Genomic DNA, 24,728 nt, shown 5'->3' with positions numbered 1-24,728 from the left:
GAAGCCATGAAGTACGTCGACGAATTTCGCGACCGCGACAAGGCAAAAACGCTGGTGAAGGAGATCGAAGCTCTCGTGAGCGAAATCGATATCGCCAAGGAGCGACCCATCGCGATCATGGAAGTTTGCGGCGGCCACACGCATTCGATTTTCCGCTACGGGCTTGAAGGCATGCTGCCCAAGGAGATCGAATTGGTGCACGGCCCTGGATGTCCGGTATGCGTCCTCCCGATGGGCCGGATCGACGATTGCGTGGCTGTCGCGGAACGGCCCGACGTCATCTGCACGACCTTCGGCGACGCAATGCGTGTTCCGGGCTCACGCAAGAGCTTGCTGCAAGCTAAGGCAGCAGGTGCTGACGTCCGGATGGTGTATTCGCCGATGGACGCGCTGGCGCTCGCCCGTAAAAATCCGGATCGCGAGGTCGTATTCTTCGGTATCGGTTTTGAAACGACGATGCCGTCGACGGCACTGACGATCCTTCAGGCCGAGGCTGAAGACATCACGAATTTCTCGGTCTTCTGCAACCACATCACTATCGTGCCGACGATCAAGGCAATCCTGGATAGCCCAGACATGCAGCTCGATGGCTTTCTGGGGCCAGGGCACGTCTCGATGGTGATCGGCACCGATCCTTACGAATTCGTGGCGCACTATTATAAGCGGCCCATGGTTGTCGCGGGTTTCGAGCCGCTTGATGTTCTTCAGTCGATCTGGATGGTTCTAAAGCAAATCAAGGACGGACGAGCCGAGATCGAGAACCAATACAAGCGCATTGTCCCTAAGGCGGGCAATCATCAGGCGCTCGACGCAGTCTTCAAGGTGTACGAGCTTCGCGAGTTTTTCGAATGGCGCGGCCTCGGGTCGATCGATCACTCCGGCGTGCGTATCCGCGACGCCTATGAAAGATACGATGCCGAACGCAAATTCGCGATGCCGCATCTGAAGATCGCCGATCCACAAGCGTGCCAATGCGGCGACGTTCTCAAGGGCATCATCAAGCCCTGGCAATGCCAAGTCTTCGGAACGGCATGCACACCGGAGACGCCGCTTGGTGCGCTCATGGTTTCTTCCGAGGGTGCATGCGCCGCTTACTATCAGTACGGCGGCGTGAAAAAGCAGGCGGTGGCGTCATGAATGTAATTCCTATCAACCGGCGAGCCCGCCGACTGGGCACCGTCTCTGTGCCGAACGTGACCCTTGCACATGGCGGCGGCGGCAAGGCGATGAAGGATCTGATCGATGATGTCTTCATTTCCGTCTTCGATCGCGAAGGCCACGGAACGTTGGAAGACCAGGCCCGCATCGATCTTCTCGGGCTAACGAAGCTGGGCGACCGTGTCGCCTTCACAACCGACAGCTTCGTCGTCGATCCGTTGTTCTTTCCGGGCGGCGACATCGGCAAGCTCGCAATATGCGGCACCATCAACGATCTCGCTGTGGGAGGCGCCAAGCCACTCTACATTTCTTGCGCCGCAATCCTTGAAGAAGGTGTGGAAGTTGATCTGCTGCGCCGGATCGCGCGCTCCATGGCCGAGACGGCGTGCAGCGCCGGCGTTCGTATCGTCACCGGCGATACGAAGGTCGTGCACAAGGGCGCGTGCGATAAAGTCTTTCTGACAACGACGGGCATTGGCGTCATTCCCGAGGGCATCTCGCTTGGCGCCGAATTTGCGGAAGCGGGAGACGTCGTTCTCGTCAACGGTTTCCTTGGCGATCACGGCGCGGCAATTCTCGGCGCTCGAGGCGATATGGCGCTCGACAGCCCGATCATGAGCGATTGCGCGCCACTCGACGGATTGATTGCCGCCCTGCTTCGCTCCGCGCCCCACACACGCGCCATACGTGATGCGACACGCGGCGGCATCGCCACCGTCCTCAACGAGATCGCTGACGCATCTCGCGTGTCGATCGTAGTCGATGAGGAGCGCACACCGCTCAGACCAGAAGTGAAGGGCTTCTGCGAAATCCTCGGACTCGATCCGCTCTATCTCGCCAACGAAGGAAAACTCGTTGCGATCGTGCCGCGAAATGAAGCCGACGCAGCGCTTCAAGCTCTTCGTACGCACAGCTTAGGGCACGACGCGGAAATCGTCGGCGAAGTAATGGCGGGAGAGCCTGGTCGCGTCACCATGCGCACTGTTTTCGGCGGCACTCGCATCGTCGACATGCTGGTCGGCGAGCAGCTTCCAAGAATTTGTTGACGTCTTATGAAACACCCACCGGGAGAAAACACGATGTTGAAAAAACTACCGGCACTCGCGTGTGCCGCCCTTGTTCTAACCGCAGGACCTGCCTTTGCCCACGTCGGCGTGGGTCCCGTCGATACGTTCGGCCATGGCTTCGTCCACCCCATGAGCGGTATCGATCATATTCTGGCGATGGTCGCTGTCGGTCTTTTCGCAGCCAATCTCGGAGGCGCCGCGCTTTGGCTCGTGCCGTCGGCATTTGTCGGCACAATGATCTTTGGTGGAGCACTCGGCTACTACGGTTGGCCGCTGCCGATGGTCGAGGAAGGCATCGGCTTTTCCGTCGTTGTTATGGGCTTGGCCATTGCACTCGGCGTCAGGCTACCGACGATTGCAGCGATGGCTCTCGTCGGACTTTTTGCAGTTTTCCACGGCCACGCGCATGGCACCGAAGGCATCGGGCTTGGAATTGCATTCCTTCCATATGCCGCAGGATTCGTCTGCGCGACCGCCCTGCTTCACGTCTCCGGCCTAGCATTGGGTTTGAGCCTCGATCGCCTGGGTCCTACTCGCTCAAGGCTGCTCAATGCTTTGGCAGGAACCGCAGGCGCACTTGCGGGCGTGTCACTCTTGGCAGGCTGGCTCTCAGCGTAGCATAATTTCACAGAGAGAAGCTCGGGTTTGCGGCCCGACCACATAAGTTGATGCAAGCGCCAACGGCAGCGACGGCGCTTGCAACGGTATCATAAGTGCAGCGCGGCTTCCTTATCGCAGTGTTCATACCACTACTGGTCGCGAGCGTTCGGCCCAAAATTTGCGCGTTTCGCAAATAATTCAGCCGACCCCCCGTTTTCTCAAGAACTGCGTCTCTCGACGCTAGGTTGAGAAATAGCGCTTTTTCCGTGCATCTCATCGCAATCTGTGACTGGCATCAAAGTTGCTTTCCTCCCGTTGGCTTTCACCGCAGCGGAATGACTGGATGTACCGCGAATTTTCTGTCGAGGCGATGCCCCCACCGCAACGCATCCGCACATGGCAGGATGCGGTCTCCGAAACGATATTTCCGGTCGAAGCATCATATCGGCAGCCTGAATCATTCAACGCCGTCCTGCGAAATTGGGACCTCGGCACCGCCACGCTGACTTGGATGCGGTCCGACGAAATCCGCTATATTCGCGGCACCCAGCACGTCCAAAGCGATAACGAAGATAACATCATCGTATCATTCTCATCGGCTTCCGACATCTTTTTCGCACAGGACGGCATCGAGCTGACGTGCCCGAAAAAACAATTCTTCATCGAAAAAGGCCGCACGCCTTCTGACTTTCTCCAAGCAACCCCGAATGAAGTCTGGTGCCTGAAGATACCGCTGGCATCCGTGAAACGGTATATCCGCTCCCTTGACCCATTCTTCGGCCGCCTTTTCGACGGCGATTGCGGAGTTGGCGGCCTTTTGTTCGATATGGTTCGCCACGTTCCATTGCGGTTCGGCTCATCCGAGCAAGCCTCCGCCGAAGGCGTCGGCAACACATTTATCGAGCTATTCGTACTCGCCCTTCAATCCGACGATCACGCAGCAAACAGCGCTCAGACGTCGGTTCAGCGCGCACATCTCGGTCGTGTCGAGCGCTTTGTGAAGCAAAACATCGGCAATCCATCGCTCTCCCTCGATATGATTGCACGGGCTTGCAATATCTCCGTGCGCTATCTTCACACGCTCTTTCAGGGCAGCGGCATCTCCGTAGCGCAATGGATCCGGGACACGCGTTTGGAAGCATGCCGCGCGCAACTTGCCGAAACCCACAGAAAAGAGAGCATTAGCGAAATCGCTTATCGCTGGGGCTTCAGCGATCAAGCGCAATTCAGCCGGCACTTCAAGGCACGCTATGGAATGACGCCCCGCGAAATGCGCGCCGCTGCCTCGCGTGCGAAAGAACGCGCGCAAATGCCCTCCTGACGCGCAAGCTGAAACGATTTTCCGAAGGATAATGGCGCTCCGGGGCCGACGCTCTTGCGGCAACCCGTCTGCCTGCATCGTGCGCACGATTTTTTCAAATCGAAAATGACACGTTGCGCGATTGCGCAATCGATTGTGCGCTCACCCGCAAGTGTGGGCCAGATCAGACTGTTATCGTGCCAAGCAAATGCACGGAGCCCCCAACTGAATTGGCAAGCTCCGGCAACACACCATCAGAACTTCCATTCTCCGAAGCCAATAAGGCTGCTCGGCATTGCCGGCGGCTTCCGCACGAACTTGCGAAGTTTCGACCACGGCAAACCCAGGGAATTAATTTGATGCGAAAACGCTTACTCACGGCACTCATCGCACTCGCGACATGCAGTCTGGCCTTCATGACGCCCGCGATGGCGGAGAAGAAAGATCACTTCCGGGTTGCCTGGTCGATCTACGCAGGCTGGATGCCGTGGGGCTACCTCGCCGACCACGGCATCCTCAAGAAGTGGGCCGACAAATATCACATCACCATCGATATCGTTCAGCTCAATGACTACATCGAATCCATCAACCAATATACCGCCGGTAAGTTCGACGGTTGCGGCATGGCCACAATGGATACACTGACAATCCCGGCCGTCGGCGGCGTCGACACGACTGTCCTCATCATGGGCGACTACTCGAACGGCAACGACGGCATCGTCATGAAGAAGGGCAAATCGGTTTCCGACCTCAAAGGCCAGCAGGTCAACCTCGTCGAGTTCTCGGTTTCCCACTACCTGCTCGCGCGCGCCTTGAATAGCGTGGGGTTGTCAGAGCGCGACGTGAAGACGGTCAACACGACGGAGAGCGACGGCGTCGCAGCTTTCACCAGCTCTAACGATATTCAGAACATCGTGAGTTGGAACCCGATGCTGAGCGACATCAAAAAGGTTCCAGGCTCAACGCTCGTCTTCGATAGCTCCAAGATCCCCGGTGAGATCATGGACGTCATGGCCGTGAACACCCAAACGCTGAAAGACAATCCCGATTTCGGCAAAGCTCTGACGGGCGCTTGGTATGAAATGCTGGCCCTGATGAACTCTGGAACGCCGGAAGCCGACAAGGCGATCGCGTCGATGGCTGCAGCATCAGGCACCGATGTCCCGGGCTTCAAGGCTCAGCTCGCCACCACGTACCTATTCAATACTCCGGCAGAGACGCTGAAATTCGAAAGCCCTGCCGAGATGAAGAGGATCATGGATCTCGTCCGCACGTTCTCATTCGAGCACGGCCTGCTTGGCCAAAACGCGGCGTCAAAAGATGTCGTCGGCATCGAATTCCCCGACGGGTCCACGATCGGCGACCCAAAGAACATCAAATTCCGCTTCAACACCAAGTTTACGGAGATGGCCGCCGAGGGAAAGCTCTGAGGTGCCGCGCATCATCAATATAAAGCCCAACCCGAGGATTGCACGTTTCCTCGGGTTGGTGCCCTTTATCGCCCTCATCATCCTCTATCTCATCTGCTCCGAGATAAGGTTGCATGCCAATCCCAACGACAAACTCCTGCCGCCCTTCAGCGCGATGGGATCGGCAATTTCCCATCTTGCCTTTTCCGAAGATACACGCACCGGTCAGTATCTGTTTTGGGCCGATACGTTTTCGAGCCTCCGGCGTCTTGCCATTGGCTTGGGCACGTCCTTCGTGATCGCCATCGTCGTTGGTACTCTTCTCGGACTTATTCCCTACGCTGCCGCGCTCGCCAATCCGTTCGTGGCCGTGCTGGCGTTGGTCCCGCCGCTTGCCCTTCTGCCGATTCTGTTTATCGCCTTCGGTCTCGACGAACTTTCTAAGATCGTCCTGATCATTCTGGGTGTAACGCCCTATCTTATTCGCGATCTGGCGCTGCGTATCGAGCAGATGCCATACGAACTCCTCGTGAAAGCGCAAACAATGGGCGCCTCGACTTGGCAGATCATGACGCGGATCGTCCTGCCGCAAATGCTGCCGCGCGTGCTGGATGGATTGCGCTTCTCAATCGGACCCGCATGGCTGTTTCTCATCGCTGCGGAAGCAATCGCCTCAACCGACGGCCTGGGCTATCGCATCTTCCTCGTCCGCCGCTACCTCGCGATGGATATCATCATACCCTACGTCATCTGGATCACAGCTCTTGCATTTCTGATGGACTACGGTCTGCGCATCCTGAGTGCGAGGCTCTTTCCGTGGGCAAAGGCGGCCGCCCCATGAGTGAAATTACGATCAAGAATGTCTGGAAGGAGTACGGCAGTGCGACCGTACTCGAGCGATTGAATTTCACGGTCCAAAAGGGCGAATTTTGCGCCCTTGTCGGGCCCTCAGGATGCGGAAAGACGACGTTCCTCCGTCTGCTGTTATCCATGGAGCCCGCGACCCGCGGTAAAATTCTGGTCGGTGAGGAACAGATATCAACTGAGCCCGCGCGCGATCGCGGTATCGTCTTTCAGAGGTACTCCGTTTTTCCCCATCTCACCGTTCTTGGCAACGCAATGCTCGGGACAGAACTCGCGCAATCAAAAATGGGCGGACATCTCTTCGGCAATAAACGCGCACAAGCGAAAAGTTCCGCAACTGATATGCTTGGGCGTGTTGGCCTCGGTCACGTCCTAAACCACTATCCGGCACAACTCTCGGGCGGCATGCAGCAGCGACTTGCGATCGCCCAAGCGCTTCTCTGCAGTCCGAAAGTCCTGCTTCTTGACGAAGCCTTCGGCGCCCTCGATCCGCCGACTAAATCGAACATCCACACGCTGATGCACCAGCTTTGGCAAGATCGCCAGATGACAGTCTTCATGGTCACGCACGATCTGACCGAAGCATTCACGTTGGCAACGCGCGTCCTCGAATTCGGTAAAGTCCGGCGCGATCCCCAAGCTCCCGATGCCTACGGCGCAACTTTGGTTCGCGATGTCGGCCTTGCCGGCCAGACGCCGAGTGAGCGTGGTGAAACTCTAGCCTCCTGGCAGGAGAATTCCGAAAGCCCGCATGTGATCGACCTCTTTTCCAATTCCCACCGCTAGCAACCATCCCTCCTATCAGGAATGAATTTTTGTCGTTTCGCGCAAAGGCTGCAGAATCTCATTGGGACGCAAAAGGCGGGATCTTATCGTTGGGCAGACGCACCAAATAACGACAGCGTCTCAATGGAGATAATGAATGACCGCTAAACGCTTCCATCTCGGCTGGTTCACGAACTTCACCGCCGACGAATGGTTAGGCCCCTTCTCGAACGGCGGCGCCCCGTGGAACGGCAAGTTTTACGTTGAAATGGCCCAGTCGCTCGAACGTGCCTGCTTCGATTACATCATGCTCGAAGACAAACTCGCCATTTCCGAATCCTACGGCGGCACCGCTGAAATCACCTTGAAGCACGCTCTTGGATTTGCACCGAAGCATGATCCCGTACCGTTGGCGACGATGATCAGCGCTGCAACAAGCAAACTCGGCGTCGTCGCCACCATGTCGACGCTGGCCTATCCGCCGTTTCTGCTGGCACGCCTTGCTTCGACCGTTGACAGCATCGCAGGCGGCCGCTTCGGCTGGAACATCGTGACCTCGGCAGAAAACGCTGCTGCACAAAACTTCGGCCTCGATGCACTACCTCCTCGCGAGCTGCGGTACGAGATGGCCGATGAATACATGAACCTGTGCTACAAACTCTGGAACTCCTGGGAGCCGGATGCAGTCATTCGCGACCGCGCGACATCGACGTATGCCGACTTCAGAAAAGTTCACGCGGTCAACTTTGAAGGCAAATTCTTCAAGTGCCGCGGCCCACTCAATACCGTCCGCTCACCGCAAGGCGTGCCCGCTCTGGTGCAGGCCGGCGGATCTCCCAAAGGCCGAGACTTCGCCGCCAGGCACGCCAACTCGATCGTCGCCGTGGCGCCGGGCATCGAAAAGATGAAAGCATTCCGCGACGACGTACGAGAACGCGCCAAAGCCCACGGCCGCAATCCGGACGACATCAAGATACTCTTCCTCGTCGCACCGGTTCTCGCGGAAACGGAAGAAGAGGCCAAGGCAAAGAACGCGCGCAAGACGTCCGATCCAATGTTTCTGGAACAATGCCTCGCGCTCATCTCGGCCATCACGGATATCAATTTCAAGAAGTACGACATCAACAAGCCGCTGCCTGAGAAGCTTATCACGAACGGCGAACAGGGCTCGCTCGACATGTTCCAGCAATGGGGTTCGAACAAGACGCTTCGTCAGCTCGTCGTCGAAGCATCCGGCGGCATCGTTGGTTCGGTCGAACTCGTGGGAACGCCAGAACAAGTTGCGGATAAAATGGCTGACACAATGGCCGCCGTTGGCGGTGACGGCTTTCTCATCACGACACCCGTGCAATCGACGAACCGCCGGACCGTTATCGAAGTGTGCGACGGCCTCGTACCTGTTCTGCAAAGAAAAGGTCTGGTTCGCACCGAATACACCGGCAAGACCCTGAAAGAAAATCTTGTCGCGTTCTAATGCGATGAGAGGCGGAGGATGCGATCTCATCCTCCGCCTCGTCCCGTGACAAAATACTGACAACAAAAAAAAGGAACAGAGCGTACCTCTATTATGCAACGCTCTTCGCAGCAAACTTCACGGCTTCATCGAATTGACCGACCACCTGATCTAGCATCTCGCTATAACGCGCGTCTGTGATCAGTCCATCTGACGTCGGATCGAGAACGCTCTCGATAACGAAATGTCCCTGGACGGAATGACGTGCGCCAAGCGCATGAAGTACCGGTCGCAACGCGTAATCAAGCATGAGCGCATGGGCCAACGTTCCGCCAGTCGCCAGAGGAAGGATTGCTTTACCCGCGAGCGCATATTGCGGCAGAAGATCGAGAAAAACCTTGAGCAGGCCGGAATAGGACGCCTTGTAGGTAGGCGTAACCAAAACGACGCCATGGGCGTCCTTAAGAAGAGCCGCCGCCTCTGCGATCTGAGTATTTTTGGTATCCGCGCGCACCAACGCCTCGGGCGGCAAATCCCTCAGCCGCAAGTGCCGGGCTTCCATCTCCATCGAAGTCAGACGATCGGCAACATGCTGCGCCAATGCTGCCGTCTTCGATTTCTCGGAAGGGCTGGCAGAGACGACAAGGATAGACGGCATCAAGGTCACTTAGCTCCTGTGGGCTTCGATATACATAAAGTGCACGATAACTCTTATGCCGCAGAGGTCTTGCACTTTGATGCATAAGCCTTTGCACATCCGTGCATGGGGTCAAACTTCAGACTTGAAAGCCGGCGCACTTACAAAGAGGCTTGCGATCAGATCCGCCAAAGCAGGCGCCACTCAACGAGTAATCCAGGATACGGAGCTGAAATAAAATGCGACTGGCTGTCTGTCAGGTAAGCGCTGCACTTGGGGACAAAGCGAAGAATATCGCCACGATCAGTAGAGCCGTCCACACAGCGGCATGCTGGGGGACCGATCTTGTCGTTCTGCCCGAACTATTCTTGACGGGATACAACATCGGCTCCAGAGCAGCCGAGTTGGCAGAAGCAATGGATGGCCCCTCGCTCACCGCCGTCGCTAAAATCGCAGCACGCGAAAGCTGCGCGATATGTGTTGGGTTTGCCGAACGCGACGGAAAAAACGTTTTCAATAGTTCCGCCCTTTTCGACACGCAGGGCAATCTCGTCGCGCTTTATCGGAAGATTCACCTGTTCGGTCCGAAGGAACAAGAATTGTTCACCGCCGGTGACGAATTGGTCGTCGCCCGCCTCGGCGACTGCACGATCGGAATGGCGATCTGCTACGATATCGAATTTCCAGAATTCGCCCGCGCATTGAAGCGACGCGGCGCGGATCTCATCGTCGCGCCAACCGCGAATATGCTTCCCTTTGTCGAGGTTCCGACCACATTCGTCCGCGCCCGCGCACTTGAGAATGGACTATTTCTCGCCTACGCAAATCATTGCGGTACCGAAGCGGAACTTGAGTATACAGGCATGAGCGGCATCAGCGGTCCCGACGGCCTGGACCTAGCGAGAGCGGGCATTCGTGGCGAAGCACTTTTGCTTGCGGAACTCCCGACCACCTATCCTATAGGTTCGCTCTCAACACAGAGCGATGATCTGCGACTATCAGCAGAGAAATAAGAGACATCGTTCGCATACGGCGCGAGGGCCGACGTACCGAAGAGTTCTATTGAAAACGTCTTATACTCGCCGATTGCCGCAAAGCGCCGACAAATCAATCAAACAGGAGCGAAATCCTTCCAAGGAAGTCAGTTCGGTTCCCGCCTGAACATCCACTTGATGAACGCGAAATCCGCTCTCATGTACGGCGCTCACCATCATCAGATTGTCCGACATGTCGAAACGCTCGACCGACGTGCCCGCGCTGTACATCTCCAGCAAATCCGCTCGACCATGTTCGTAATATCCGCTCGATCTCTGATGGAACGGCGACGTCACATGCGTGTAGCCGAGGACCGGCTTGCCCGTGGCAGCCATGAACCCCATTTCGAATGCCGTGCCTGGATCCATACTCACGCCCCGGAAGGGCGTCATATTTGCAATCACGGCATCGCATCTCTTCATGTGATCGAGATTACCGCGATAAATAGCGATGCCCTGGCTGAACGCCGAGAGTTTGCCGAGATCCAGCTCGCCGTCCATCGGTGATACGCCCTCGAAATCAAATTCAGCACACAGCGCTTTTTTTGCGTCGAAGACTGGCTTTCCAAATTCGGGCAAAAATACTTCAGGCCCCGCCAGATAAATCTTGTAGTTCGACACAATGCCTCCCGCTTTTGCCCCCGCGCACGACAGGACAAGACGATGCCTGTCACCCTGACTATGTGCGCGTGGAAATTCCCGCCAGGAGAATATCGACCAAACGTTTGGCCGCATCAGTTCCCGATGGACCCGTCGCAATCGTCGCGACGCCGGCCAACGCCCGCAAAAGATCGAGAGGCTCGACCGACAGCCGAATATCGCCACTCGCCGTCGCGTTTTCGACCAACGTCGAGATCGCCTGGGTGACCTTGGCGCCGGATGACGCGTAAAGATCTGACGGTCCGCAAACGAGTGAACTCAATGCTTCCGACATCCCGTGCTTGATCGCCATGTAGTCGACAAAAATAAGCAACCACGCACGCAACGCATCGACCGGCGGTCGCTCTTTCGCGAGCCGTATAGCCGCCGCCATCAATTGCTCGGTCTCGTTGCGATAGACCGCTTCGATGAGCGCATCGCGCGTCGGAAAATGCCGATACAGCGTTCCGATGCCGACACCGGCATCGCGTGCAATCTCCTCCAGGCTCGCGGCTGATCCTTTGTCCGCAAAGACCCCTTTCGCTGTTTCCAGCAGGCGAAGCCGATTGCGCTCCGCATCGACGCGGACCTTCCGGGCCGCAGTAGGCTTACCTTTATCGCTCACACACGAAATGCCTCTTGATAAACGGAGAATGCCTCCGTATATAAATGGAGGCACCCTCCTTTTATGCCAAATCGGGTCGGCAGACAATGCTCCGCCGCCAACGGAGGCGTGCGTCTACTGGTATAAAGGAGAGTGTCATGGCCGCGGCTTTCGGAGCAACCTCAACAACGGAAGATGTCCTTCAAGACGTCAACTTGCATGGCAAACGCATACTTGTAACGGGCGTTTCAGCGGGCTTAGGCGTCGAGACCGCGCGTGCACTAGCAGCCCACGGCGCAGAAGTCGTCGGCGCCGTACGCGACCTTGCGAAGGCAGAGCGTGCGACGGCAGAAGCCCGCGCCGAAGTCCAGAACCGCGGCAGCATCACATTTATAGATCTCGATCTCGCCTCCCTCAAAAGCGTACGCGCGTGCGCCGACGCTCTGCTGGCTGACGGACGTCCTTTCGACGTTGTGATCGCCAATGCCGGCGTCATGCGCACGCCCTTCTGGCACACGGAAGATGGCTTCGAGATGCAGTTCGGAACCAATCACCTCGGACACTTCGTCCTCGTCAACCGCATCGCCTCATTGATCGCACCCGGCGGACGGCTGGTGAACGTCTCATCTGCCGGCCACCGTTATTCCGACGTCGATCTCGACGATCCGAATTTCGCGAATACGCCTTACGATCCCATGGTCGCTTACGGTCGCTCGAAGACAGCGAATATTCTGTTTGCTGTCGAATTCGACCGACGCCACAAAGAAAAGGGCGCTCGCGCCACCGCGATACATCCGGGTGGCATCGCCACCGAGCTTGCGCGCCATATGCAGCCCGGCGAGATCGATGAACTATTGAAGCAGATCAATGCTCAAGCCGCAGCGGCCGGAAGACCGCCATTCCAGTGGAAGACCGTTCCGCAGGGCGCCGCAACAACCGTGTGGGCGGGTTTCGTAGCGCCAGCCGATGAAATCGGCGCAAAGTACTGCGAAGATTGCCACGTCGCGTCCGTAACCGATGGCAAGATGGACATCGTGAGCGGCGGAGTGCGCGCTTATGCACTGGACCCTGAAAGGGCGATGGCGCTGTGGGCCAAAAGCGAAGAAATGGTCGGCGAACGCTTCTAATCGCTAAGCGCGAGGAACCGCGGCCCACTGCCAAAGTAGGATGCGGTTCCTCGCCATGATCGTCTATTTCGTCGTGTAACCGCCATTGACCAAGATCGTTTGCCCTGTCATCCACCAGCCGTCCGAGACAAGCATGCGGATCCAAGGCACAATATCTTCGATGTCTGTCAGACCAGTCTTCGAATACTGCGACAGCGCCGCGGCAGTCTTGTGATACGCAACGGCATCGGCTCCTTCTGCCGGATAGAAGAATGGCGTATCCATCGGGCCCGGGCCGATCGCCGTCACCGAAATGCCGCGCTCGCCGAACTCTTTTGATGCCGCACGGGTGAAATGCTCGACGGGTGCTTTGGTACCGGCATAACTCGAATAGAATGGCGTGTAAGCGCCAAGGAGAGACGTTACCACCGTTACGATCTTGCCGTTGTCGTTGATGTGCTTACCGGCCTCTTTGAGAAAGAAGAACGCGGCCTTGGCGTTGACGGCACTCATCTCGTCGTATTCCGCCTCAGATATTTCAACCATCGGCTTTTTCAGAACTTTGCCAACCGTATTGATGGCGATGTCCGGACGCCCGAGCGCTGCGACGGCATCGGCGAAAAGCTTTTCCATGGCTGTGGCCGTCGTGAGATCACCCTGAACCGCGATCGCCTCGGCCCCGAGCTTTTTCACGGCCGCAACAGTCTCCTCAGCCGCTTCCTTGCTCGCCGCAGTGTTGTAGTGAATAGCAATCGCCTTGGCGCCGTGAGCAGCTAGATCGCGCGCGATAAGACCTCCAAGATTCTTGGCGCCGCCCGCAATGATTGCGGTTTTTCCTTTGATGCTGTGATCAGCCATTTTCACTTCTATCACCTTGTCAGTATCTGTTCGCTCGACACCGTACAGTCTATAATTTGCGGATAAATCATTATATTACGACATCACTTGTCAGAATTTACGCGCAATGAAAGGTTGTTTCAGCGACTTGGATCGGATCGAGCTATTTCGCGTATTCGCGCGTGTCGTCGAATGCTCCAGCTTCACACGCGCGGCAGATACGCTTGGCATGCCGCGGTCGTCGGTCTCTGCTGCCGTCCTGGAACTTGAAGAGCGCGTCGGCACGAGACTTCTCCACCGAACGACGAGACAGGTCTCGCCGACACAAGATGGCGTCGCATTTTACGAGCGCTGTCTGCGCGTCATAGCAGACGTGGAAGAAACCGAAGGGCTTTTCCGCCAGACGGCAGCAAAGCCATCCGGCAAACTTAAAGTCGACGTACCCGGCCGAATTGGACGCCTTATCGTCGCTCCTGCCTTGCCCGACTTTCTCGATACCTATCCGGAAATATCGATTGAGCTTGGCGTTACCGATCGTGCTGTAAATCTCGTGGAAGATAGCATCGATTGCGTCTTACGCGTCGGTCCGTTGACGGACTCGGTGTTAATCGCACGCCCCATGGGAAGGCTCACACTGATCAACGTCGCCAGCCCATCTTATCTGCGCCGTCATCGCATTCCGAAAACGCCCGCAGACCTCACTGAACATTGGGCCATCCAGTACGCCTCACCTTCGACCGGCCGCACCGAAGATTGGGAATGGTTCGAGGACGGAATACTTCGCACGCTCTCGATGCGCAGCCGAGTCACCGTGAACAGCGCCGAAGCCTATATTGCATGTGCCCTTGCAGGCCTCGGTCTGATTCAAATTCCGGCATTCGATGTCCGACGATACATAGAAGCCGGCGAACTTTGCGAGGTTATGCCAACGTATCGAGCCGCCCCGATGCCGATAACGCTGCTCTATCCCCATCGTCAGCACCTTTCCCGCCGCCTTCAGATTTTCGCAGAATGGCTGGAAAAGTTGATCAAGCGCGAAGTCGTCCGTGCACAATAGACTCTAAAAAAATGTATCGAGATACGCCGCAGCTTCATCCGAAATTTCAACGATCTTATTCGTGGCCTGTCGATAGAATTTGAAGTTGAGTTCCGTTTCAGGCCGGCCGTCGTCCCAGTCCGAAAAACGTTTAAGGCTGTTGCGACCAAGAGCTTGCTTTGTCACGCCTGTCCGCTTGATGACCACGCTTACGCGAGGTGTCTGCCTCACGACGCCGAGTTTTCTCGCGACCGGTTCGGCAGCTACAATAACACCCCTCCCGATGAGACCAATACCACCCTCATTTTCGCTGGCGAACACAAAGATCGTATCGCCCTTAGCAACATTTTTTGCCGCCATACATCGTCTTCTGCGACGCGAAGGCAAATATTTTCGCCTTCACGTCCTGCACTGAAACTTTGATGGCGTACTTCATGGCGCCTCGTCGGCAAATGCGCACATAGCCTCAATCCGGAATGTCCGGTTCTACGAGTTTCGCAAGCTGCTCCAGCGACTGTTGCCACCCGAGATAACAGGCTTCGACCGGAATGACGGCTGGCAAACCAGACTGCTCAATGCTGACGTCCGTGCCGACTGAAACGGCCTTGAGCACAACCGTGACATGAATGATGCCGGGAAGATTGGGATCGTCAAATTTATCCGTGTAGCGGATGAGCTCGTTCGGAACGAGTTCCAGATATTCCCCGCCAAACGAATGCACTTTTCCGCTCGTGAAGTTCTTAAATGACATTTTGAACTTGCCGCCCACCTTTGCGTCCATCTGCGCGACGTGGCAGATAAAGCCGTAAGGCGGCAGCCATCGCGCCATAGCATCGCCGTCGAGAAATGCCCGATAGACCTTCTCCGGCTTGGTGGCAAAGACACGATGCAATCGAACGGTATTTGTGGCTGCTGCAGTCGCTTTCTGCTTATCCGACACGACGCTTCTCCCTGTTTCGCAGTCGCGGAAAAGCCGTTATCGGCTCCGCTCTGTCTTCAAGACGTTTGCTGCGTCGCCCATCCGACAACAGGAATGGGTGATTTTTAGGAATATTCATGTGCCCGTCGAAGCGACAGCCTTATACCCGATGCCGTACTGCGATTTTTTTTATTGAACATGTCGGATTGCCAGACGTTGAGACGTCCTGGAAGCAAACACAGAGGAGACGCCATGCTCTACACGCTGCTTTGCTACAATAAAGAAGACGTCGTCTGGTCCTGGAGCAAGGAGGAAGACGACGCTGTGATGGGGCGGCTGAATGTGGTTCACGAGAAGCTCGTCAAGGAAGGCAAGCTCGGCCCCGCACTACGGCTCTTGCCGACCACCGCCGCAACCACGCTGCGTGGTCCCGACATGGTTATTGACGGCCCGTTCGCCGAAACCAAAGAGCAGCTCCTCGGCTTTTATGTCATCGACGTTCCCGATCTCGATGCAGCATTGGCGGTCGCGCGTGAACTCTCTGCCGCCAATCCGACGAGCGTCTACGAAATACGTCCCGTAGCCCTCTACGTGCCTGAAGCGCGAGAGAATGCACCAAAGGATCGCATCAAAGCCTATTGATATGAGCCAGGTCATTCAAGATCCGACATGGATCGACAGCATACTGACCGCTTCTCGTCCGCAAGCGGTCAGCGCACTGCTTCGCTACTTTCGCGATATGGACACGGCCGAAGAGGCCTATCAGGAAGCCTGCCTTCGCGCACTCCGCAATTGGCCTCGAAACGGCCAGCCACGCGATCCGGTAGCTTGGCTGATCTTGGTTGGCCGCAATGCGGCTCTCGACGGCACCCGCCGCAAAAGCCGTGACATAGCGTTACCGCCTGATGAGATGATCTCCGATCTTGGCGATGCGGAAGCTCCGCTGATTGAACGGCTGGATGACTCGCATTACCGAGACGATGTCTTACGCCTTCTCTTTATCTGCTGCCATCCGGAACTTCCCGCGACACAACAAATTGCGCTGGCGCTTCGTATCGTCTCGGGCATCTCCGTCGCGCAGATCGCACGCGCATTTCTTGTCAGCGATGCTGCAATGGAGCAACGCATCACGCGCGCCAAGGCTCGAATAGCGAAAGCTGACGTACCGTTCGAAACGCCAGGGCCGGTTGAACGATCCGAACGCCTCGCGGCCGTCGTAACGATGATCTATCTGCTCTTCAACGAAGGCTATACCGCGGGCAATGATCCTGCCCGCGCGTCTCTATGCGATGAAGCCATTCGCCTGGCGCGATTGATTTTGCGCCTCTATCCAACAGAACCGGAAATCATGGGGCTGACGGCGTTGATGATGCTGCAGCAATCACGTTTGCGCGCCCGGTTCGATGACAAGGGCGAAGCAGTCCTGCTGGAAGATCAGGATCGAAATCTCTGGAACACAAAATTGATCAACGAAGGCGTGGCTCTCTTGGACAAGGCCATGCGCCATGACCGTCCGGGCCCCTACCAGGTCCAAGCCGCCATCGCCGCAACACACGCCCGCGCCGGCAGCTTCCAGGAAACCGATTGGCTGGCAATCGACGGGCTTTACGCCGCCCTCGAACGTATGCAGCCGTCACCTGTAGTCACGTTAAACCGCTCTGTGGTGACCGCAAAACTTCGCGGACCCGAAGCAGCCCTTGCCATGATCGAACCGCTCGAAAGGCCCTTGTCCGGGTATTTTCATTATTTCGGCGCGCGCGGCGCTTTTTTATTGCAACTCGGTAGAACGGCGGAAGCACGCGCTGATTTCGATCGCGCTATATCTCTGGCCACGACGCCAGCCCAGGCGGCTCATATTCGCCAGCATCTGGATCGCATTATTCGCGATGCTGAATGATTTTTTTTTGCGCCTTGTCGGATGGCGGCCGGAAGCGCCGTCCTTGAAGTGCGATCAAGACGGAGGAAATCATGACCGAAAGTGTCAAGGCGCCGGTAAAAGGCGGCGCCATCGTCTATTTATCCATCGATGGCGCAGTGAAAGCAGCAGAATTCTATCAACGCGCGTTTGCAGGCACCCTGGCCGCCCTCGTCCCGCCCGACGAGCAAGGACGGACGATGCATGCCCATCTCTACATCAACGGTTCGTCCGTCATGCTCAGCGACTTTTTCCCCGAGCACGGCTATCCGCCCGTCCCGCCCGCAGCCTTCAACATTACGCTCGCCGTCGATAACACTGACGCATGGTACGAGCGGGCGATCGCGGCGGGCTGCACTCCTAAAGTTCCGATCTCGTGCATGTTTTGGGGCGATCGGTATGGCCAAGTCCAAGACCCGTTCGGCATCGTGTGGGCCATCAACGGACCCGTAAAAGAGTAATCTCATAAGGAGAGTTGCAATGAAAAACTACCTTGCCGTCTTCTTCGGAAAATCAGACGCGATGGAAGCTTGGAAGGCGCTACCTGAATCGGAGCGCAAAGACCGCGAGCAAGCCGGTATGGCCGCGTGGCACAAATGGGTGGCCGATCATAACGGCGTCATATCCGAAATGGGCTCGCCTCTCGGAAAAACAAAGCGTGCGGACAAGAACGGTATGTCGGACACACGCAACGAACTATGTGCCTGGACGGTGGTTAAAGCCAATTCACAGGAAGAAGCAACGCGCCTGTTCCTCAACCACCCTCACTTTACGATTTTCCCCGGCGACCACATCGAGGTGATGGAGTGCCTGCCGGTTCCAGGGATGGCGTAATTGCGTCTACCTCGGCCCATCCATCGCAAAATCTTTCGAGGGCGCGAGATATCTCGCTCCCTCATCAATCTCCTGCCACCGCTACTACGGATATAGCCCCCGCGCCTCTCGCGCAGCCAGGATTCGCTCGCAAGCCACGATATAAGCGGCCGTTCGTAGCGAAACCTTATTGAAATCCGCGCACGCCCATATCTTGCGGAATGCTTCAACCATAAGCGTATCGAGTCGCGAGTTAATTTCGTTCTCGCTCCAGAAAAAGCTGGAAAAATCCTGCACCCATTCAAAGTAGCTCACCGTCACGCCGCCGGCGTTACAGATGACATCCGGCACCACGAGAATATCGCGGTCGGTAAGAACATCGTCGGCATCAGGCAGGGTCGGTCCGTTGGCGCCCTCAAGCACAAGCTTTGCCGTCGTCCGGCGCGCGCGCTCGGCCGTCAATTGCGATTCCAAGGCCGCTAAAATCAGAATATCGCAGGGCGTGCTCCAGAAAGCATCGTTAAGATCCGGCGATCCGCCGATCCCTTTTCTCGACGGCGCGCTCATCATCAGCGCGGGAACGTCGATTCCCGCTTCATCGATAACGGTACCCCACTGATCCTGTAGCGCGACCACCTTTGCACCATTGAGAACGAAAAGCTCCGCCGCGGACGAACCGACGTTGCCGAAACCCTGCACGCAGACCCGCGCGCCTTCGAGGCTCAAGCCCATACGCGATGCCGCTTCGCGTCCAGTAACGAAGACACCGCGTCCCGTTGCCTTGACGCGCCCCAGCGAACCGCCAAGATGCAATGGCTTTCCCGTTACGACACCTGACGCCGTAAACCCAACCTGCATCGAGTAGGTGTCCATGATCCATGCCATGACCTGGGCATTGGTATTGACATCTGGCGCCGGAATATCTTTTTGCGGGCCGATAATGATGCTGATTTCGCTGGTATAGCGCCGCGTAATCTTTTCCAGCTCGTTGTCCGACAGCGCAAACGGATCAACGCGAATCCCGCCCTTTGCTCCTCCAAATGGCAGATCCATCGCGGCCGTCTTGATCGTCATCCAGGCAGCGAGTGCCATTGTCTCTTCCAGCGTAACCTGCGGATGAAACCGAAGGCCGCCTTTGCCGGGCCCGCGCGAAAGATTGTGCTGCACGCGAAAACCTTCGAAATGACGGACGATGCCATCGTCCATTTCGATAGGCACGTCGACGATCATCGTCCGCTTGGGATGTTTGAGTGTTTCCACCCAACGCGCCAAAGTCTTGAGATAGGGCGTTACGCGATCGACCTGAGCAAGATACGTCGCCCAGGGGCTTGGAAATGAAGACTTTGCATACGACAACGGCGGCGATGTCTTTTCTGTTATGTTGGTCATGCGCTTCTTATTGCTGTTATTTGAAAGATGAATGTCTCTTATTCGATGGGCGCAAAACATGGCGTGACTGCGCCGGAAACGCGCCGCGGCCACTCACTGCAAAAACGTGCGATAGCTGTCCGAGCTAGCGGCCCGCAAGCGCGATATCGCGAAGAACCGCTGCCTCAAACTGCACTTCATCAACGCGGTGTTTCAGGACGTCGCCGATACTGATGATCCCGACGAGATGATTATTCTCGACCACAGGAAGATGTCGGACACGCCGTTCCGTCATCAAATGCGTCACGTGCGCGATCGTATCGCCGGGAGAACACGTAACGATTTCGTGCGTCATGAGAGCTGATATTGGCAACGCCAGAAGCCTGTTTTCGTTGGTCGCCAAGGCGCGCACCACATCGCGCTCAGAAATGATCCCATCCAACGCTTGGCCATCTCTGCTGACAACCATTGCGCCAACGCCCTCGGCCCGCAGCATCTGCACGAGCTTAAGGATCGTGTCGTCCGGCCGTACGGTCAGAACATGCGCATTCTTTTTTGCTTTGAGGATATTTTGAACAATCATAGCCATAATCCTAAAAATTGCGGTTTGGCCACTCACACCCTTGAATCTATCACTGACGACGTGCCTGTGCAGGGCTAATTTAGTTGGATGCCATGTCTTAAAGGTGGGGAAGGAATGCCGGAAAAATCGACAACGGTCGCCGACTACCTGATCGAGCGGCTCAAACAGGCGGGCCTTGAGCACGCCTTTGGCGTTCCCGGCGATTATGTCTTGACGTTCATGGATCGTTTGATCGCATCTGGCGTCGACCTGATAGGAACCTGTAATGAACTTAATGCGGGCTATGCTGCCGATGCTTATGCTCGCATCCGCGGCATCGGTTGTACCGTCGTGACATGGGGCGTCGGCGGCTTCAGCGCCATGAATGCCGTCGCGGGCGCTTATGCGGAACAGGTTCCGCTCGTGGTCTTGGTCGGCGGACCGCGCACAAATCAGCGCCGCTCCTCAATGCTGCTTCATCACGGCGTGGGCGAATTTTCGACAATGCAGCATGCCTATGCACACATCACAGTTGCGTCCGTTCTGCTCGACGATGCTGGAGACGCGCCCCAACTCATCGACCGTGCGCTTGCCCGCTGTCTCTCTGAGAAGCGCCCGATCATGATCGAAATTCCCGTCGATATCGTTGATCAGCCCTGCGAGCCCTCGAAACGGCAGACACCGTCCGGACCACCCGTGTCAGATCCGGACTCATTGAACGAAGCCCTGGACGAGGTCATGGCCCTCCTCGCGTCGGCGAAGCGGCCGGTCATTCTCGGTGGCGTTGAGCTGCATCGCTACGGCCTGATGCAACAATTCATGCGTCTCGTCGAAAAGAGCAAGCTACCGGTTGCAACAACTCTCCTCGGCAAGACCGTCATCTCGGAACTTCACCCGCAGGCGATTGGAGTTTACGAAGGTGCCATGTCGCGAAAGGATGTTCGGGCAATCGTCGAAGCCAGCGACGTCCTGCTCTGCATCGGCGCGTGGATCAGCGACATCAATTTCGGCGTGTTTACCGGCAAGCTCGAAGGCCGCCAATTGATCCTCGCAAATTCCGGCCGCCTGAAGATCAGCCAACACGTCTACGAGCAAGTATGGATCGGCGACGTGGTGACCGGCCTCGCGGATCGCATGCCGGCCCAGGGATTGCCCCATCCCCCGTTTGAAAGCGCAGCCAAACGTGAGGCCAAGCCATCGATTGCGCACCGCGGAGCCAAGCTCACGGTCGACAAGGTCATGAGCCGCGTCAACGACTATATCCGCGACGACACCATCGTCGTTGCCGAGACAGGCGACAGCCTGTTCGCCGCTGCCGACCTCGTCATGCATCATGATGTCGGCTTTATAGGGCAGGCGTTCTACCTATCGATCGGCTACGCCCTTCCCGCGGTTCTGGGTGCCTCTATCGCCGCCCCGAACCGCCGCGTTCTCGCTCTCATCGGTGACGGCGCATTGCAAATGACGGTGCAGGAATTATCGTCGCTTTGCCGGCGAAATATCCCGGTCGTCCTGCTGATCATGAACAATGACGGCTACACCACCGAACGCGTCATTCACGAAGGCCCCTATAACGATATCCAATCATGGGACTATCACAAACTGCCGGATGTCTTCGGTGGCGGCTGGGGGCGTCGCGTCGAAACCGAGGAAGAGCTCGACGCGGCATTGAACCAGGCGAGAAGCAGCAACGATGGCCCCGCCGTCATCGAAATCATGCTCGACAAACTGGATATGTCGGACGCCCTGAAACGCCTCGGCGCTGAACTTTCACCTGATAAAAAGCACAGCCAATAATAGCCGTCTCGCCTCGAAACCTTGCCATTGGCCCAAGCGCGGAGCCCAAAGAGACAAGAAGCGTTACGCCTACCTAACCCGGCAAGCAAAGACTTGTCAGAGCTTCTGACGGAATGACTGCGCTCGCCAAGCCGAGTATCGCAACAATCGTCCCCGCTGCCGTTCTGAGACGCGGCCGAGAGAGCATGCCCGCAGGACCTACGGCCCTCGCCGATCCGTATGCAGCGAGGCTGACTGCGGGCATCGTTGCAATTGCGAAACCGCCCATGAACAACGCACCATCGGTCCCTGATCCACTGACCGTTGCCATCATCAAGGCGTTGTAGACCATGCCACACGGTGCAAATCCCCAGACCATGCCGGACATCACCGGCAGACCTTTCGACATCCGTGCAGGCAGCCACCGACGAATGCGCTCATGAACAGCGGTGACTGCCTTAGAAAGACCGTATCGCGGCAGAATACCGGCAATCGACAGCCCTACTGCAACGATGAGCGCGGCGGCCATCATACGCACAGCTGCCTGCAATCCGGCAAGATGCATCAAACTCGCAAATGATGATCCGACCGATGCGACCACCGCTCCGCCGAGCACATACGTCAGCGCGCGCCCGGTTTGAATGCCGGCAAGTGCACGCAACTGCGATCTCTGCGCGGATGAGCTAGGCGCCGTCGCCAACAGCAGCGACGACGCAATGCCACCACAAACGCACGAGCAGTGCAGACTTCCCGCGAGCCCCATGACAAACCCACCGGCAAACAAAGCCGCGCCGTCCATCCGTCAACCTCCTCGTCCTAAAACGGACTGGACCTCCAACGCTGCTATTTGCCGGTGTCGGCGTAGCAGCTCGCAGCGTTGACGACGGGCGGCAAATTGATCGCCGGATTTCCATCGAAGAACCCGGACGGCATCAATTTGAATCCGGCCGAAATGCACGGCTGCACGGGAAAGTCTTCTGGTCGAACCGAATGGTGCAATCCGAACGTATGCCAGAGCACGATATCCGTGTTCTCGATCGAGCGGTTTTTCGCAACGAAAGACTTGATATCTCCCGATCCGTCCGAATGATTCATGAATTCGCCAGCAGGGAAACGCTCGGTCGGATCGTAGGCCGAAACCCAGACGTGGTTCTGCGTGAAGGATGCGCGCTTGCCCGAAAACGAATTTGGCGCAACGAACGACGTCAGGCAATCCGGGGCATCGAGCTTGTATCCGACCGGCGTTCCAGCACGATTGAATTTGTTTGGATTGATAACCTTCCAATAGCGCTGCGTACCGAGATTTGCAGTCCGTGCGGCGTCTCCCTCCGTCTTTATGAGGGTCTCTTGTTCGTAGAAGGCGTTGCCGTAAGGGTTCTCTCCGTCTTCCTGCTCGGCATAGGTATTGCACTCGACAAAGCTGTTCTTGTCGCCATCGACACACATCTCAAGCCGCGCGCAGAGGATGTGCTGATGGATCTGCCCGACGACGCCGGGCGCAACTTCGCGTCCATATTTTCCTGGCTGGCCGGGAATGCACGCCGTCGTGTTGATAATGCCTGTCGCCTTGAGCTCGAATTCGATCTTGCCGTCTAGGAAGAAATACCAGTACAGCGCATACTCATAGTTGCCGACCGTGCAGATCGACGAAATGACGAGCTTAGCGCCCCGGCGAATTTCAAACCGCTCCGTGCGGAAATCGGTATGCTTCCACAGCAAGCCTGAATCTTCTTCGTGAATGCAGATTGCTTTTTTGATCGTCCACGGCTCACCATCGCGCGTATTGAGATGCGCGTCGAGATACTTGATGACGCCGAGGCAATCGCAGCCGAGTTCAAGAGAGTTCGCGAGCTTGCCGATCCCGTACTCGCCAATATCGAAGACGTGCTTACGGAAGTGCCCGGCGTCTGGCGAACCATAGGGCACAGTCATCTCGACGATAGATGCGCGCCGGAGGATCGGTCGCCCGTTGAAGCTGATATCGTGCAGCGTCAGCGACTCGCGCGTATTGAACCCGATATTGAGCGCCCAATTACGCCAAGTCAGCCGACTTCCCTCGATTTTGAAATTCACGCCTTCCGGCTGGACGACATTGATCGGCTTTGCAGGCGGCTGGAACTCGTCGAAGAACTGGTGCTCATAGTTGTATTCAGCCATCGGGATCGGCGTAACGCCGTAATCGTCGATCCGAATGACCTCGCCGCTGTTGATGTCCACCACAGCGTTGAGGCCTTCTATAGGATGCGCGTAGAAGTTCTCGAACTCCCGGAGCCGAAGCCAGCAAAAAACATGGCAGAGATGGCGCCCTTCCTCCCCCGGAATATCGAAGCTCCCCGCCGACCACGGATCGACGCACACTTTGCTCATGTCGGTAATGCCGCGCTTGGCACACGCAGCGATGAACTCCGTATTGCCGCGAACAATGTCCTCGATAGCCAAGAACTGTTCGAGTTGTATCATTGGCCGTTTGTCGGGGCAGTCTTCGCGAAACAACACCTTTCCTGTATCGAGAGAAACGACGAACTTTGTAACGCCGATCGTCTCAGAACTTGAGGCGTTGACTGCCGCACGCCGCTCTACTGGCTTACCTTCGGCATAAGCCTTGAGTTCGTCCTTTGTCGGCTCGTCCAATCCGATCGACTCGAAGCACGTCTTCGGTCCGTATGGTGCCACGACCTTGACGACCCCAGCGGCATTCCGGATCTCATCGGGCGACAACGGATCCAGTGGATGCCGAACCAAAGATGACTTTTCCAGCACGGCCGTCGAGCAACAGCTTTCTGACATGATTAGGCTCCCAAGTGTTGCAATGCGTTCTGGTTGGTCACGCACTTTAGCCGAATGACGCTGCTTCAACAGCAGCCGA

General features: G+C 56.8%; 26 protein-coding genes. 16 read left to right on the top strand and 10 right to left on the bottom strand.

Annotation, left to right across the window (positions count from 1 at the left end; all coding sequences use genetic code 11):
- Positions 1-6 precede the first annotated feature (6 nt).
- From hypD to HYPMC_RS01935, 8 genes are all read left to right on the top strand, one after another.
- A complete protein-coding gene (hypD, locus tag HYPMC_RS01970) occupies positions 7-1,137 on the top strand; it encodes a hydrogenase formation protein HypD (protein WP_013946085.1) in 1,131 nt (376 codons plus the stop codon).
- Entirely contained in the window at positions 1,134-2,204 is a 1,071-nt protein-coding gene (hypE, locus tag HYPMC_RS01965) for a hydrogenase expression/formation protein HypE (RefSeq protein ID WP_013946084.1), read from the top strand. The genes hypD and hypE overlap by 4 nt, the downstream gene beginning before the upstream one ends.
- Before the next feature lie 33 nt (positions 2,205-2,237).
- Complete coding sequence (locus tag HYPMC_RS01960; RefSeq protein WP_013946083.1) at positions 2,238-2,843, top strand: HupE/UreJ family protein; 606 nt, start codon at positions 2,238-2,240, stop codon at positions 2,841-2,843.
- 325 nt (positions 2,844-3,168) lie between these two features.
- Entirely contained in the window at positions 3,169-4,146 is a 978-nt protein-coding gene (locus tag HYPMC_RS01955; RefSeq protein WP_013946082.1) for a helix-turn-helix domain-containing protein, read from the top strand.
- A 338-nt stretch (positions 4,147-4,484) separates the two neighbouring features.
- On the top strand, positions 4,485-5,555 hold the full coding sequence (locus HYPMC_RS01950; RefSeq protein ID WP_013946081.1) for a putative urea ABC transporter substrate-binding protein: 1,071 nt from the start codon (positions 4,485-4,487) through the stop codon (positions 5,553-5,555).
- 1 nt (position 5,556) lies between these two features.
- Positions 5,557-6,375, top strand: a complete 819-nt coding sequence (locus HYPMC_RS01945; RefSeq protein WP_013946080.1) for an ABC transporter permease — start codon at positions 5,557-5,559, stop codon at positions 6,373-6,375.
- On the top strand, positions 6,372-7,184 hold the full coding sequence (locus HYPMC_RS01940; protein WP_024275294.1) for an ABC transporter ATP-binding protein: 813 nt from the start codon (positions 6,372-6,374) through the stop codon (positions 7,182-7,184). The genes HYPMC_RS01945 and HYPMC_RS01940 overlap by 4 nt, the downstream gene beginning before the upstream one ends.
- Before the next feature lie 136 nt (positions 7,185-7,320).
- Positions 7,321-8,637 (top strand): NtaA/DmoA family FMN-dependent monooxygenase, encoded by a 1,317-nt coding sequence (locus tag HYPMC_RS01935; RefSeq protein ID WP_013946078.1) that lies wholly within the window; start codon positions 7,321-7,323, stop codon positions 8,635-8,637.
- A gap of 91 nt (positions 8,638-8,728) precedes the next feature.
- Here the strand turns inward: HYPMC_RS01935 and ssuE are convergent, their stop codons facing one another.
- A complete protein-coding gene (gene ssuE, locus HYPMC_RS01930; protein ID WP_013946077.1) occupies positions 8,729-9,274 on the bottom strand; it encodes an NADPH-dependent FMN reductase in 546 nt (181 codons plus the stop codon).
- A gap of 218 nt (positions 9,275-9,492) precedes the next feature.
- Here ssuE and HYPMC_RS01925 point away from each other — a divergent pair, with 218 nt between their 5' ends.
- On the top strand, positions 9,493-10,266 hold the full coding sequence (locus HYPMC_RS01925) for a carbon-nitrogen hydrolase family protein (RefSeq protein ID WP_013946076.1): 774 nt from the start codon (positions 9,493-9,495) through the stop codon (positions 10,264-10,266).
- Positions 10,267-10,326: 60 nt separating this feature from the next.
- On the opposite strand, the gene HYPMC_RS01920 is transcribed toward HYPMC_RS01925, so the two are convergent.
- Both HYPMC_RS01920 and HYPMC_RS01915 read right to left on the bottom strand, forming a co-directional pair.
- On the bottom strand, positions 10,327-10,908 hold the full coding sequence (locus tag HYPMC_RS01920; protein ID WP_013946075.1) for a nucleoside 2-deoxyribosyltransferase: 582 nt from the start codon (positions 10,906-10,908) through the stop codon (positions 10,327-10,329).
- Positions 10,909-10,966: 58 nt separating this feature from the next.
- On the bottom strand, positions 10,967-11,551 hold the full coding sequence (locus HYPMC_RS01915) for a TetR/AcrR family transcriptional regulator (protein ID WP_013946074.1): 585 nt from the start codon (positions 11,549-11,551) through the stop codon (positions 10,967-10,969).
- A 137-nt stretch (positions 11,552-11,688) separates the two neighbouring features.
- On the opposite strand from HYPMC_RS01915, the gene HYPMC_RS01910 reads away from it, so the two are divergent.
- Complete coding sequence (locus HYPMC_RS01910) at positions 11,689-12,657, top strand: SDR family NAD(P)-dependent oxidoreductase (RefSeq protein WP_013946073.1); 969 nt, start codon at positions 11,689-11,691, stop codon at positions 12,655-12,657.
- Positions 12,658-12,720: 63 nt separating this feature from the next.
- Here the strand turns inward: HYPMC_RS01910 and HYPMC_RS01905 are convergent, their stop codons facing one another.
- Positions 12,721-13,494 (bottom strand): SDR family oxidoreductase, encoded by a 774-nt coding sequence (locus HYPMC_RS01905; protein WP_013946072.1) that lies wholly within the window; start codon positions 13,492-13,494, stop codon positions 12,721-12,723.
- Between the two features lie 127 nt (positions 13,495-13,621).
- Here HYPMC_RS01905 and HYPMC_RS01900 point away from each other — a divergent pair, with 127 nt between their 5' ends.
- Positions 13,622-14,530: a LysR family transcriptional regulator gene (locus HYPMC_RS01900; protein WP_024275293.1), complete on the top strand. Its 909-nt coding sequence runs from the start codon at positions 13,622-13,624 to the stop codon at positions 14,528-14,530.
- 3 nt (positions 14,531-14,533) lie between these two features.
- Here the strand turns inward: HYPMC_RS01900 and HYPMC_RS01895 are convergent, their stop codons facing one another.
- Positions 14,534-14,869, bottom strand: a complete 336-nt coding sequence (locus HYPMC_RS01895) for a hypothetical protein (protein ID WP_013946070.1) — start codon at positions 14,867-14,869, stop codon at positions 14,534-14,536.
- A 106-nt stretch (positions 14,870-14,975) separates the two neighbouring features.
- Positions 14,976-15,449 carry an SRPBCC family protein gene (locus HYPMC_RS01890; RefSeq protein WP_013946068.1) on the bottom strand — a complete coding sequence of 158 codons (474 nt, stop codon included), beginning with the start codon at positions 15,447-15,449 and terminating at the stop codon, positions 14,976-14,978.
- Positions 15,450-15,680: 231 nt separating this feature from the next.
- On the opposite strand from HYPMC_RS01890, the gene HYPMC_RS01885 reads away from it, so the two are divergent.
- The 4 genes from HYPMC_RS01885 (at position 15,681) to HYPMC_RS01870 (ending at position 18,177) form a co-directional block, all read left to right on the top strand.
- On the top strand, positions 15,681-16,070 hold the full coding sequence (locus HYPMC_RS01885; RefSeq protein WP_013946067.1) for a YciI family protein: 390 nt from the start codon (positions 15,681-15,683) through the stop codon (positions 16,068-16,070).
- 1 nt (position 16,071) lies between these two features.
- Positions 16,072-17,325, top strand: a complete 1,254-nt coding sequence (locus HYPMC_RS01880) for an RNA polymerase sigma factor (protein WP_013946066.1) — start codon at positions 16,072-16,074, stop codon at positions 17,323-17,325.
- 71 nt (positions 17,326-17,396) lie between these two features.
- Positions 17,397-17,804, top strand: a complete 408-nt coding sequence (locus HYPMC_RS01875) for a glyoxalase/bleomycin resistance/extradiol dioxygenase family protein (RefSeq protein ID WP_013946065.1) — start codon at positions 17,397-17,399, stop codon at positions 17,802-17,804.
- 19 nt (positions 17,805-17,823) lie between these two features.
- Positions 17,824-18,177: a hypothetical protein gene (locus HYPMC_RS01870; protein WP_013946064.1), complete on the top strand. Its 354-nt coding sequence runs from the start codon at positions 17,824-17,826 to the stop codon at positions 18,175-18,177.
- Between the two features lie 84 nt (positions 18,178-18,261).
- Here the strand turns inward: HYPMC_RS01870 and HYPMC_RS01865 are convergent, their stop codons facing one another.
- Positions 18,262-19,545 (bottom strand): Glu/Leu/Phe/Val dehydrogenase, encoded by a 1,284-nt coding sequence (locus HYPMC_RS01865; RefSeq protein ID WP_013946063.1) that lies wholly within the window; start codon positions 19,543-19,545, stop codon positions 18,262-18,264.
- A gap of 124 nt (positions 19,546-19,669) precedes the next feature.
- Positions 19,670-20,107 (bottom strand): CBS domain-containing protein, encoded by a 438-nt coding sequence (locus tag HYPMC_RS01860; protein WP_013946062.1) that lies wholly within the window; start codon positions 20,105-20,107, stop codon positions 19,670-19,672.
- A gap of 114 nt (positions 20,108-20,221) precedes the next feature.
- On the opposite strand from HYPMC_RS01860, the gene HYPMC_RS01855 reads away from it, so the two are divergent.
- Positions 20,222-21,883 carry an alpha-keto acid decarboxylase family protein gene (locus HYPMC_RS01855; RefSeq protein ID WP_013946061.1) on the top strand — a complete coding sequence of 554 codons (1,662 nt, stop codon included), beginning with the start codon at positions 20,222-20,224 and terminating at the stop codon, positions 21,881-21,883.
- A gap of 73 nt (positions 21,884-21,956) precedes the next feature.
- On the opposite strand, the gene HYPMC_RS01850 is transcribed toward HYPMC_RS01855, so the two are convergent.
- Both HYPMC_RS01850 and HYPMC_RS01845 read right to left on the bottom strand, forming a co-directional pair.
- Positions 21,957-22,661, bottom strand: coding sequence for a sulfite exporter TauE/SafE family protein (locus HYPMC_RS01850; protein ID WP_013946060.1), 705 nt, complete (start codon positions 22,659-22,661; stop codon positions 21,957-21,959).
- A 44-nt stretch (positions 22,662-22,705) separates the two neighbouring features.
- Positions 22,706-24,649: a primary-amine oxidase gene (locus HYPMC_RS01845; protein WP_013946059.1), complete on the bottom strand. Its 1,944-nt coding sequence runs from the start codon at positions 24,647-24,649 to the stop codon at positions 22,706-22,708.
- Positions 24,650-24,728: the final 79 nt, after the last annotated feature.

This window comes from Hyphomicrobium sp. MC1 (assembly GCF_000253295.1).
Classification (GTDB): domain Bacteria; phylum Pseudomonadota; class Alphaproteobacteria; order Rhizobiales; family Hyphomicrobiaceae; genus Hyphomicrobium_B.
This window is presented reverse-complemented; position numbering and strand designations above follow the sequence as displayed.

What these genes read in the sequence shown, in the direction of transcription:
- hypD (WP_013946085.1), top strand. Translation starts at nt 7, where the DNA reads ATGAAGTACGTCGACGAATTTCGCGACCGCGACAAGGCAAAAACGCTG.
- hypE (WP_013946084.1), top strand. Translation starts at nt 1,134, where the DNA reads ATGAATGTAATTCCTATCAACCGGCGAGCCCGCCGACTGGGCACCGTC.
- HYPMC_RS01960 (WP_013946083.1), top strand. Translation starts at nt 2,238, where the DNA reads ATGTTGAAAAAACTACCGGCACTCGCGTGTGCCGCCCTTGTTCTAACC.
- HYPMC_RS01955 (WP_013946082.1), top strand. Translation starts at nt 3,169, where the DNA reads ATGTACCGCGAATTTTCTGTCGAGGCGATGCCCCCACCGCAACGCATC.
- HYPMC_RS01950 (WP_013946081.1), top strand. Translation starts at nt 4,485, where the DNA reads ATGCGAAAACGCTTACTCACGGCACTCATCGCACTCGCGACATGCAGT.
- HYPMC_RS01940 (WP_024275294.1), top strand. Translation starts at nt 6,372, where the DNA reads ATGAGTGAAATTACGATCAAGAATGTCTGGAAGGAGTACGGCAGTGCG.
- HYPMC_RS01935 (WP_013946078.1), top strand. Translation starts at nt 7,321, where the DNA reads ATGACCGCTAAACGCTTCCATCTCGGCTGGTTCACGAACTTCACCGCC.
- ssuE (WP_013946077.1), bottom strand. Translation starts at nt 9,274, where the DNA reads ATGCCGTCTATCCTTGTCGTCTCTGCCAGCCCTTCCGAGAAATCGAAG.
- HYPMC_RS01925 (WP_013946076.1), top strand. Translation starts at nt 9,493, where the DNA reads ATGCGACTGGCTGTCTGTCAGGTAAGCGCTGCACTTGGGGACAAAGCG.
- HYPMC_RS01910 (WP_013946073.1), top strand. Translation starts at nt 11,689, where the DNA reads ATGGCCGCGGCTTTCGGAGCAACCTCAACAACGGAAGATGTCCTTCAA.
- HYPMC_RS01905 (WP_013946072.1), bottom strand. Translation starts at nt 13,494, where the DNA reads ATGGCTGATCACAGCATCAAAGGAAAAACCGCAATCATTGCGGGCGGC.
- HYPMC_RS01895 (WP_013946070.1), bottom strand. Translation starts at nt 14,869, where the DNA reads ATGGCGGCAAAAAATGTTGCTAAGGGCGATACGATCTTTGTGTTCGCC.
- HYPMC_RS01885 (WP_013946067.1), top strand. Translation starts at nt 15,681, where the DNA reads ATGCTCTACACGCTGCTTTGCTACAATAAAGAAGACGTCGTCTGGTCC.
- HYPMC_RS01880 (WP_013946066.1), top strand. Translation starts at nt 16,072, where the DNA reads ATGAGCCAGGTCATTCAAGATCCGACATGGATCGACAGCATACTGACC.
- HYPMC_RS01875 (WP_013946065.1), top strand. Translation starts at nt 17,397, where the DNA reads ATGACCGAAAGTGTCAAGGCGCCGGTAAAAGGCGGCGCCATCGTCTAT.
- HYPMC_RS01870 (WP_013946064.1), top strand. Translation starts at nt 17,824, where the DNA reads ATGAAAAACTACCTTGCCGTCTTCTTCGGAAAATCAGACGCGATGGAA.
- HYPMC_RS01865 (WP_013946063.1), bottom strand. Translation starts at nt 19,545, where the DNA reads ATGACCAACATAACAGAAAAGACATCGCCGCCGTTGTCGTATGCAAAG.
- HYPMC_RS01860 (WP_013946062.1), bottom strand. Translation starts at nt 20,107, where the DNA reads ATGATTGTTCAAAATATCCTCAAAGCAAAAAAGAATGCGCATGTTCTG.
- HYPMC_RS01855 (WP_013946061.1), top strand. Translation starts at nt 20,222, where the DNA reads ATGCCGGAAAAATCGACAACGGTCGCCGACTACCTGATCGAGCGGCTC.
- HYPMC_RS01850 (WP_013946060.1), bottom strand. Translation starts at nt 22,661, where the DNA reads ATGGACGGCGCGGCTTTGTTTGCCGGTGGGTTTGTCATGGGGCTCGCG.
- HYPMC_RS01845 (WP_013946059.1), bottom strand. Translation starts at nt 24,649, where the DNA reads ATGTCAGAAAGCTGTTGCTCGACGGCCGTGCTGGAAAAGTCATCTTTG.